General features: G+C 52.1%; 8 protein-coding genes. 5 read left to right on the forward strand and 3 right to left on the reverse strand.

The annotated features are described in order from the left end of the window. Positions 1-70 precede the first annotated feature (70 nt). The 5 genes from leuC (at position 71) to ACKWCC_RS01460 (ending at position 5,334) form a co-directional block, all read left to right on the forward strand. Positions 71-1,486, forward strand: coding sequence for a 3-isopropylmalate dehydratase large subunit (gene leuC / locus ACKWCC_RS01440; protein ID WP_413994107.1), 1,416 nt, complete (start codon positions 71-73; stop codon positions 1,484-1,486). Between the two features lie 223 nt (positions 1,487-1,709). Then, positions 1,710-2,306 carry a 3-isopropylmalate dehydratase small subunit gene (gene leuD / locus ACKWCC_RS01445; RefSeq protein ID WP_413994108.1) on the forward strand — a complete coding sequence of 199 codons (597 nt, stop codon included), beginning with the start codon at positions 1,710-1,712 and terminating at the stop codon, positions 2,304-2,306. A 185-nt stretch (positions 2,307-2,491) separates the two neighbouring features. Beyond that, the gene (locus tag ACKWCC_RS01450; protein ID WP_413994109.1) at positions 2,492-4,015 is read left to right on the forward strand and encodes an alpha-isopropylmalate synthase regulatory domain-containing protein; all 1,524 of its coding nucleotides are present in this window, start codon (positions 2,492-2,494) and stop codon (positions 4,013-4,015) included. Positions 4,016-4,101: 86 nt separating this feature from the next. Beyond that, complete coding sequence (leuB, locus tag ACKWCC_RS01455) at positions 4,102-5,160, forward strand: 3-isopropylmalate dehydrogenase (protein WP_413994110.1); 1,059 nt, start codon at positions 4,102-4,104, stop codon at positions 5,158-5,160. A 12-nt stretch (positions 5,161-5,172) separates the two neighbouring features. After that, positions 5,173-5,334 (forward strand): hypothetical protein, encoded by a 162-nt coding sequence (locus tag ACKWCC_RS01460; RefSeq protein ID WP_413994111.1) that lies wholly within the window; start codon positions 5,173-5,175, stop codon positions 5,332-5,334. Positions 5,335-5,380: 46 nt separating this feature from the next. Here ACKWCC_RS01460 and ACKWCC_RS01465 read toward each other — a convergent pair whose 3' ends face one another. The 3 genes from ACKWCC_RS01465 to ACKWCC_RS01475 all read right to left on the reverse strand — a co-directional run bounded on the left by ACKWCC_RS01465 (position 5,381) and on the right by ACKWCC_RS01475 (position 8,335). After that, complete coding sequence (locus ACKWCC_RS01465; RefSeq protein ID WP_413994112.1) at positions 5,381-5,896, reverse strand: hypothetical protein; 516 nt, start codon at positions 5,894-5,896, stop codon at positions 5,381-5,383. A gap of 344 nt (positions 5,897-6,240) precedes the next feature. Beyond that, complete coding sequence (locus ACKWCC_RS01470) at positions 6,241-6,870, reverse strand: class I SAM-dependent methyltransferase (protein WP_413994113.1); 630 nt, start codon at positions 6,868-6,870, stop codon at positions 6,241-6,243. A 184-nt stretch (positions 6,871-7,054) separates the two neighbouring features. Beyond that, a complete protein-coding gene (locus ACKWCC_RS01475) occupies positions 7,055-8,335 on the reverse strand; it encodes a serine hydrolase domain-containing protein (RefSeq protein WP_413994114.1) in 1,281 nt (426 codons plus the stop codon). Positions 8,336-8,726: the final 391 nt, after the last annotated feature.

Below are 8,726 nucleotides of genomic sequence, written 5' to 3' on the forward strand. Positions count from 1 at the left end.
TTTTAAACCCTTCCCATTTCAAGAAGCGTGTTGATTTCGTTATTTTTGGGCCTCAAACAGAGAAATACAAATGAGCGCCAGTAAAACACTTTTTGACAAAGTTTGGGACTCGCACGTGGTGCACCGGATAGAAAACGGTCCGGACGTCCTGTTCATAGACCGCCATATGGTGCACGAGGTCACCAGCCCCGTGGCCTTTTTGGGTCTCAAGAACCGCGGTATTGGGGTTTTGCACCCTGAAAAGACCTTTGCGACCGCAGACCACAACACCCCCACAAAAAACCAACATCTGCCCGTGGAGGATCCCTTGTCTGCCCACCAGCTGAAAATGTTGGAGGAGAATGCCAATGAACATGGTATTTCCTATTGGGGCCTGGGCCACGAAAAAAATGGCATTGTGCACGTAGTGGGCCCGGAATACGGCATTACCCTTCCAGGGGCCACCATAGTCTGTGGAGACTCCCACACCTCTACCCACGGGGCTTTTGGGGCCATTGCCTTTGGTATTGGCACCTCTGAGGTGGAAATGGTCCTGGCCACCCAGTGCATCATGCAGCCCAAGCCCAAGCGCATGCGCATAAACATTACCGGAGAACTGCAGTTTGGGGTCACCCCCAAGGATGTGGCCCTGTTCATCATCTCACAGCTCACCACCTCGGGCGCCACCGGCTACTTTGTGGAATATGCGGGAGAGGTCTTCCAAAACATGACCATGGAAGGACGCATGACCGTGTGCAATTTGAGCATAGAAATGGGTGCCCGTGGCGGTATGATCGCTCCGGACGAAACCACCTTCCACTACATCAAAGGAAGGGAATTTACCCCAAAAGGGGCGGACTGGGACAAGGCGATGGACTATTGGCAGACCCTGTACACCGATCCCGATGCGGTTTTTGACAAAGAACTCACGTTTGATGGCGCCCTGATCGAGCCCATGATCACCTATGGCACCAATCCCGGGATGGGAATGGGCATCTCCAAGGACATTCCCAACTCCAATATGGTCCAGGGCGGCGCATCGACCTACAAAAAATCGTTGCAGTACATGCAATTTGATGAGGGCGACTCCATGATCGGCAAGCCCATAGACTTTGTGTTCCTGGGAAGCTGTACCAACGGTCGCATTGAAGATTTCAGGGCCTTCGCCTCCATCGTAAAAGGACGGCAAAAGGCTAAAAACGTGACCGCTTGGTTGGTGCCCGGATCCCACAAGGTAGAAAAAGCCATTAAGGAAGAAGGGCTGCTGGACATTATTGAAGCGGCGGGATTTGAACTGCGGGAACCCGGTTGTTCTGCCTGTCTGGCCATGAACGACGACAAAGTGCCCCCGGGAAAACTTGCGGTGAGCACCAGCAACAGAAACTTTGAGGGAAGGCAGGGGCCCGGTTCCAGAACCATCTTGGCCAGCCCGCTCGTGGCCGCTGCGGCCGCCGTAACGGGCAAGGTCACGGATCCAAGGGAGCTCATGGAGAAAGCCTTGGCCTAGGGCATAAGCCCATAGCCGTACGCCATACGTTGTACCTTTTGCGCTGACCCCATTGGAAATGGGAGGTTTTAAAAAATATCAACGAGGCAACCCACCAAGACTTGGATGACCACGTCCAAAAGACCAAAGAGAAGTTTAAATTATTTAGTTGAAAAAATTAGAGATTAACCAACGCCACTGGCTAAGCGAACAGCGCTTGGCTTAAAGCATATAGCAATTAAAAATGGCCTACGACAAATTTACCACCCTGACCAGCACGGCAGTACCGCTCCCCATAGAAAATGTGGACACGGACCAGATCATTCCCGCACGCTTTCTAAAAGCCACGGAGCGCAAGGGCTTTGGCGACAACCTTTTCCGGGACTGGCGCTACCACCAGGACAATACCCCAAAAGAGGACTTTGTGCTCAATGACCCCACCTACAGCGGTAAGATTTTGGTGGGAGGCAAGAATTTTGGGTCCGGCTCTTCCAGGGAACACGCCGCCTGGGCCGTGTACGATTACGGGTTTCGCTGTGTGATATCCAGCTTCTTTGCCGATATCTTCCGGAACAATTGCCTTAACATTGGGGTGTTGCCGGTACAGGTAAGTGCCGATTTCCTTCAAAAAATATTCAACGAGATCGAAAAGGACCCGAAAACGGAGCTTAAGGTAAGCCTGGAACAGCAAAAAGTGACCCTTTTGGCCACTGGGGAAAGCGAATCCTTCGACATCAACGGATACAAAAAAGACAACATGACCAATGGGTTCGATGATATTGACTATCTCCTGAACATAAAACAAGACATTCAGGAATTCGCAAAGACCAGACCCTTTTAAACCCCATTCCCTTAGATTGTTGCCAAGAGCGGCCCAAGTGCATACAAAGGCTTTTCCTTATTTGCACCACGGCGCAACAGAATCAAATGAGCCCCTTTGCCCAAAAACAGTACAGGGGCCCGGGGCCTAGACCTGGGGAAAGAAGACCAACCTTTGACGGCGCTTTAAAAATGCGTACAGCAGCGATGAAGAAACGACACTTGGAAATTATGGATACCACCCTGCGGGACGGGGAGCAGACCAGTGGGGTATCGTTCACGGCATCTGAAAAGCTCACCTTGGCCAAATTGCTTTTAGAGGAGCTTCAAGTGGATCGGATAGAGGTGGCTTCAGCCAGGGTCTCGGACGGGGAGTTCCAAGCCGTTAAGAATATCATTGATTGGGCCAACGAACAGGACTGTGCCGAAAAAGTGGAGGTACTGACCTTTGTGGATGGCGGCACCTCCATAGAATGGATGCTCAAGGCCGGCGCCAAGGTGCAAAATCTGCTCACCAAGGGCTCGCTGAACCATTTGACCCATCAACTGAAAAAGACACCCGAGCAACATTTTGAGGCCATTGCCCAAGTGATACAGCGGGGCAATGAGGCCGGCATTACCACCAATGTTTATCTGGAAGATTGGAGCAACGGCATGCGCAATTCGCAGGACTATGTGTTCCAGTTCCTTGATTTCTTAACAAAACAACCCATAAAACGTGTGCTCCTCCCGGATACCCTGGGCGTGTTGACGCACAGGGAAACTTTCGCCTTCTTGGAGAAGACCATACAACGGTATCCCAACACCCATTTTGACTTTCACGGGCACAATGACTACGATCTGGGGGTTGCCAACGTAATGGAGGCCGTAAAGGCGGGCTGCCACGGACTCCATTTAACCGTGAACGGCATGGGCGAGAGGGCGGGGAATGCCCCATTGGCAAGTGCCATTGCCGTGATCAATGATTTTTTGCCCCAGGTAAAGACCCAAGTGAACGAGACCTCCCTCTACAAGGTAAGCAAACTGGTCTCTACCTTTACGGGATTTGGAATCCCCGCCAACAAACCCATTGTGGGCGACAATGTCTTTACCCAAACCGCTGGCATCCATGCAGATGGGGACAACAAGCACAACCTTTACTTCAGCGACCTGATGCCGGAACGTTTTGGCAGGAAACGAAAATATGCCCTTGGCAAAATGAGCGGAAAGGCCAACATCCAAAAGAACTTGGAAGAACTGGGCCTTACCCTGAATGACGAGGAGCTGCGCAAGGTAACGGCCCGCATCATTGAACTGGGAGACAAAAAGGAAAGGGTGACCAAGGAAGACCTGCCCTACATCATATCCGATGTGTTGGACAGCAGCTCCTTTCAGCAAAAGGTCTTCATAAAATCTTATGTGCTCACCCACGCCAAAGGCCTGCAGCCATCCACTACCCTATCCATGGAATACAACGGAAAGGTGTACGAAGAGCATGCCTCCGGCGATGGACAGTTCGATGCCTTCATGAACGCCCTGCACAAGGTTTACAGGACATTGAAAACAAAACTGCCGGAGCTGATCGATTATGCCGTACGGATTCCCCCGGGCAGTAATTCGGACGCCCTTTGTGAGACCATGATCACCTGGAAGACCAAGGAAAGGGATTTTGTGACCACGGGATTGGACTCGGACCAGACCGTGTCGGCCATCAAGGCCACCGAAAAAATGTTGAACATCATAGCCCCCTGACCCCTAAGAGAAGGAGTTTGCAAGGGGAAACCAAAACAATTAAACGCCTGCCTTAAGGCCGGACATAAAGTGAAAAGCAACAGAATATGAAAATGAACATCGCCTTATTGGCAGGAGACGGAATAGGACCGGAAGTCATTGATCAAGCGGTGAAGGTGTGCAATGCCATCGCCAAGAAATACCAACATGAAATTAGCTGGAAACCCGCCCTCACGGGAGCCGCTGCCATTGATGCCGTGGGCGAACCCTACCCGGACGACACCCACGCCATCTGTGCCGCCGCCGATGCCGTTCTCTTCGGTGCCATTGGCCACCCACGGTTTGACAATGACCCATCGGCCAAGGTGAGACCGGAGCAGGGCTTGCTTAAGATGCGCCAGAAACTGGGCCTTTTTGCCAATGTGCGCCCCACCTTTACCTTCCCTTCGCTCATTGATAAATCGCCCCTAAAGCGAGACCGCATTGAAGGGACCGACCTGATCATCCTCAGGGAACTCACCGGCGGGGTCTATTTTGGCGAACGCGGACGCAAAGATGGTGGTGAAACCGCTTTTGACACCATGACCTACCAACGTTTTGAGATCGAGCGATTGGCCAAAAAAGGGTTTGAAATGGCAATGAAACGCTCCAAAAAGCTCTGCTGTGTGGACAAGGCCAACGTATTGGAAGCGTCCCGTCTGTGGCGCGAGACCGTGCAGCGAATGGAAAAGGACTACCCGGAAGTGGAGGTGAGCTATGAATTTGTGGATGCCGTGGCCATGCGCCTCATTCAATGGCCAAAAGGATACGATGTGATCATCACCGCCAACCTCTTTGGCGATATCCTAACGGACGAGGCATCGGTCATTTCAGGGTCCATGGGCCTAATGCCCTCCTCTTCCGTGGGAAACACCGTTTCCCTCTACGAACCCATACACGGATCCTACCCACAGGCCGCCGGAAAGGACATTGCCAATCCCTTGGCCACGGTGCTCTCTGCCGCGATGCTCTTTGAGGACATGGACCTAACGGAAGAGGCCGCTGAAATAAGACGTGTGGTAAACAAATCCCTGGCGGAGGGCGTGGTGACCGAAGACCTTGCCGAAGGCAAAACCGCCCATAAGACCAGTGAAGTGGGAGATTGGTTGGCCAATGAAATCCAATAATTTTTACCTTTGATGAAGACAGCAAGTGCCCACCTCCATATGGCGGCCTTATTGATCCTGGGAGCCCTCATATTTCTCTACCTTGAAATGGAAAACACTCCCATGATCATGGCCTTTGTTGGTACGTTGATGGCGGGCTTTGGAAAGAACCTGTTTCAGAAGAAGAAAAGGTAGGCCTTTACAAAGCCGCTGGGCCCGCACTGAAATTGAAGATTTGGACCTATGCCAATACTTCCTTGAGCTCCTCAAAGAGTTGTTGCTCCTTTTCACTGAACCGCACCCCACCAAAACCAAGAAAATCGCCCTCCTTGGCTGCGTTGGCCACTTTTTCGGCCAAGTCAAGGACCATTTTTTTGTATTCGGCCACCACGGTAGCGCTTTCGTTCTTTTCCAATAGTTGCACCGCCTTTTTGCAATCGGCTAGGACAAAGGACCTGAGTTCTTCGGAAGATTTGGCCCCACTGGCCTTAAACCTTCCCATGACCCTTTTGCGCTGTTCCTTGGCATCTTCCATAGCCGCGGAGGGACTGCTGGTGTCCGGAAGCAGGGCCTGTATGAGCGGATTGCCCCCATACTCCTGTTTCGCGGCCATCATGCCGCGGGCGTTGGCAAACATTTCCTTGCTGGAACCTACAATACCGCTACTGTCCGCACCGGCCATGACCACGCCAACCAACTGGGGCAATGAAGCCACAAGATCCCATTCCCCATCGGTGTAGTTTTCAAATTTTTTCATAATGATTTGTGTTTGTTTGCGGTCAAGATAGCACATTGTGCCCAAATTAGGTGCCTATTTTTGTCTTTAACCCAGATGAAGCATTGGACTTTCTTAACGATGGACGCAACCTGCCATAAAATTGGGACTGCTGTGATTGAGATTTCGCCATCGCGGTGGTGAGGGTGCATCCATTGGGATGGTATCGGGAGGGCACGGACAGGGCACGGACAGGGAAAGGGAAAGACCTGGGAAAGTAAGGTTCCAGGGATTAAGATAGTCGTTCCTTAGATCAATTTTTCCTTCTTTTTTAGGCTGATGGTCTGGCACTGATGTCCATCATGCCCAAAAAGGAGCTGCTGTGCTCAGGGTGTTTCCTTGGGCATGGTGTACAGAACGGTCTCCACCACCCCCTTGCCGTCCGGGGAGGGAAGGGACAGCCACTTTTCTTGGTGGGCAACCGAAAAGTTGAAGGGCGGTGCGGTCAAAACCACGCCACTCCCCCGTCTTAAACGGGTGCCCTGACCCGAAATGATGTCCACGTTGGGATCAAAAGAACCCGAGGGCACATGCTCCGTGACCACCACATGCCCAAAACCGGAAAGCTTCCGTAGAATGGCATGGATTTCTTCATTGTTAAGATGCTGCAACACTTGCCGGAGCAGGGCGCAGTTCCCCTTGGGAAGCGGATCTTTGGCAATGTCCAGGCAGCGGAAGTCCAGCTTTGGCTCCCGGAACCGTGCTTTGTTATGGGCAATGAGCATGGGCACAATGTCCACCCCGATATAGCGGGAGGAAAAAGGGACCAATTCCCTGCCCACATTAAAGTCGCCACACCCCAGATCGCACACCACGGGAAGCGGATTGAAGGTGTTTAAAAATTGGGTCAATCGCTCCAGGTAAGGAACCGTAAGCCCAGGGTGGTGGGAACCTTGACCAGAATAAAAGCTGCCCTTGGGGCCGCCCCAAAGATTCTGGTCATAAATCTGTGCCATGGCCTCTTTCGTGGGCCACGGTTTTTTCTTATTTGGATGTAATTCCCTCCCCATTGCCGTTTTTAGACCGCAAAATTAAGGGGTTTTGTCCAGTTCATGACAAAGAGATTTCCACAGGGCACCGGACGGGCGCCAGGAAGCCCTTTGGCATTGATGCGGTAAGACGTGTGCCAAAAAAGTGGCGTTAGGGATTGAGGCTGGCCAAGTCCTTGGCCGGCGCATCGGCATCGGCATATACTTCTTTCACCAGGCGGTGCACCTCCGGTATAACGGTGCTGGCCAGTTTGGTAGGGCTGTTGAACAATACACAGATGCCCAGGTTGGTTTCGGGGTAAAGGGCAATCTCGTTCCTGTAACTGTTTACGCTGCCGCCGTGGTGCAAAACACGTTCCAGCTCCAGCCCGTTTTCCTCTTGAAAATGGTGCACCCGCCATCCCAGGGCATAGGCCGATTTCTGGTGCCCGGGCCACCGCTGATAGTATTTTCCGTTCTGGTTGAGCTCAATGATGGGGTCAAAAGCTTTTTCCAGATCCTCTTGCCCCAAGACATCTGGGTTGTGGCCCAGCAAAAAACGCATCCATTTGGCCATGTCCAAGGCACTGGCATTGATGCCCCCTGCCAATACGGCGTTATAATACTTATCGGTCAGCGGAAGTTGTTGCCAGGTTCTTCCGCGTTTTCTGTGGGGAAGGGCCACATTCTTCCCCTGTAACAAAGGCTTGTGGTCCATGGAAACTTGGGCCATTCCCAGGGGTTCAAAAAAACCTTGCGAAAGGAGTTCCTTGACGGACGTACCCGTGGCCCTTTCCATAAGTTCCTGCCCCATCGCGAACATGGCATTTTGGTAACTGTACTGTTCGCCGGGCCCACTGATGGGGTCCACCTCCACAAACCGCGGGGCAATATCCGATGGGGACAGTCCCGCTTCCACCAGGTTGGTATAACTGTGGTATGGCGTTCCCGAGGTATGGGAGAGCACGTGCCGCAATTGCACGGACCGGGTATGCCGATCGTTCCCAAACTGAAAATTGGGAACATGGTCCACAATGGCATCTTGCAGCGATAGCTGGCCATTTTTCTCCAGGCTGGTGGCCAGCACGCCCCCAAAGCCCTTGGAGAGGGAGCCCAGGCGAAACACGGTCTCTCCATTGACCCTGTTTTCCGTTTTTACGTTGCGCTTGCCAAAGCCACCGGCAAAGAGAATGGAATCCCCTTTTACCACACTGACACCGACACCCACAATGGTGCCATTGGCAATGGCCCCATCAAAATAATGCTTGAGCGAGTCCCGGAGACGTTGCTGCAGTTCCTGATGTTTTAGAAAGGCTTGTTGCGCCCCTTTGTTCTCTATGGAGGAAATGGGAACGGCCGCAGGGGTTTCCCCAAAAACCTCATCCGCATTCGTGGCCGCCAGGGAAAGCGCCACCATGGCCAAGATCCCAAAAAATAGTGTTATACGTTGCACGGGCTTTTCTTTACTTCTGCTTGGGGTACCGCTTTTGGCAATCCCCTATGAACAACGTTCAAATATGGAAAATGTTATACTCCCGTGAGCCCTGGCGCAGAAAAAAAACTTATGTAGTGGGAACAGGGCATCTCACAAAAGGGAGGCAATGAATGTGGAGCCGTGACGCGTAAAGTTCATATTGTACGAACATAAAAAAATGGGAACTTCCCATTTTTTTTACCCGGACCCGGGGTACACTATTTGTTGCTCAAAAAAAACTCATTCTAGTAAAAAACCACACCTTCTTAGAAGGTGGCTTTGGCTAGCCCCCATAGGGGGCGTCCCGGGCAAGTCCTAAAAATCGAATCTTTGCTGATGATCCTCGACTTTCTTCTCCTCACTCTCCTGG

The organism is Maribacter aquimarinus, from assembly GCF_047345505.1.
Taxonomy (GTDB): Bacteria; Bacteroidota; Bacteroidia; order Flavobacteriales; family Flavobacteriaceae; genus Maribacter.

Coding starts and splice junctions, on each gene's coding strand:
- ACKWCC_RS01450 (WP_413994109.1), top strand. CDS start 2,492: ATGAAGAAACGACACTTGGAAATTATGGATACCACCCTGCGGGACGGG.
- leuB (WP_413994110.1), top strand. CDS start 4,102: ATGAAAATGAACATCGCCTTATTGGCAGGAGACGGAATAGGACCGGAA.
- ACKWCC_RS01465 (WP_413994112.1), bottom strand. CDS start 5,896: ATGAAAAAATTTGAAAACTACACCGATGGGGAATGGGATCTTGTGGCT.
- leuD (WP_413994108.1), top strand. CDS start 1,710: ATGGCCTACGACAAATTTACCACCCTGACCAGCACGGCAGTACCGCTC.
- leuC (WP_413994107.1), top strand. CDS start 71: ATGAGCGCCAGTAAAACACTTTTTGACAAAGTTTGGGACTCGCACGTG.
- ACKWCC_RS01460 (WP_413994111.1), top strand. CDS start 5,173: ATGAAGACAGCAAGTGCCCACCTCCATATGGCGGCCTTATTGATCCTG.
- ACKWCC_RS01470 (WP_413994113.1), bottom strand. CDS start 6,870: ATGGCACAGATTTATGACCAGAATCTTTGGGGCGGCCCCAAGGGCAGC.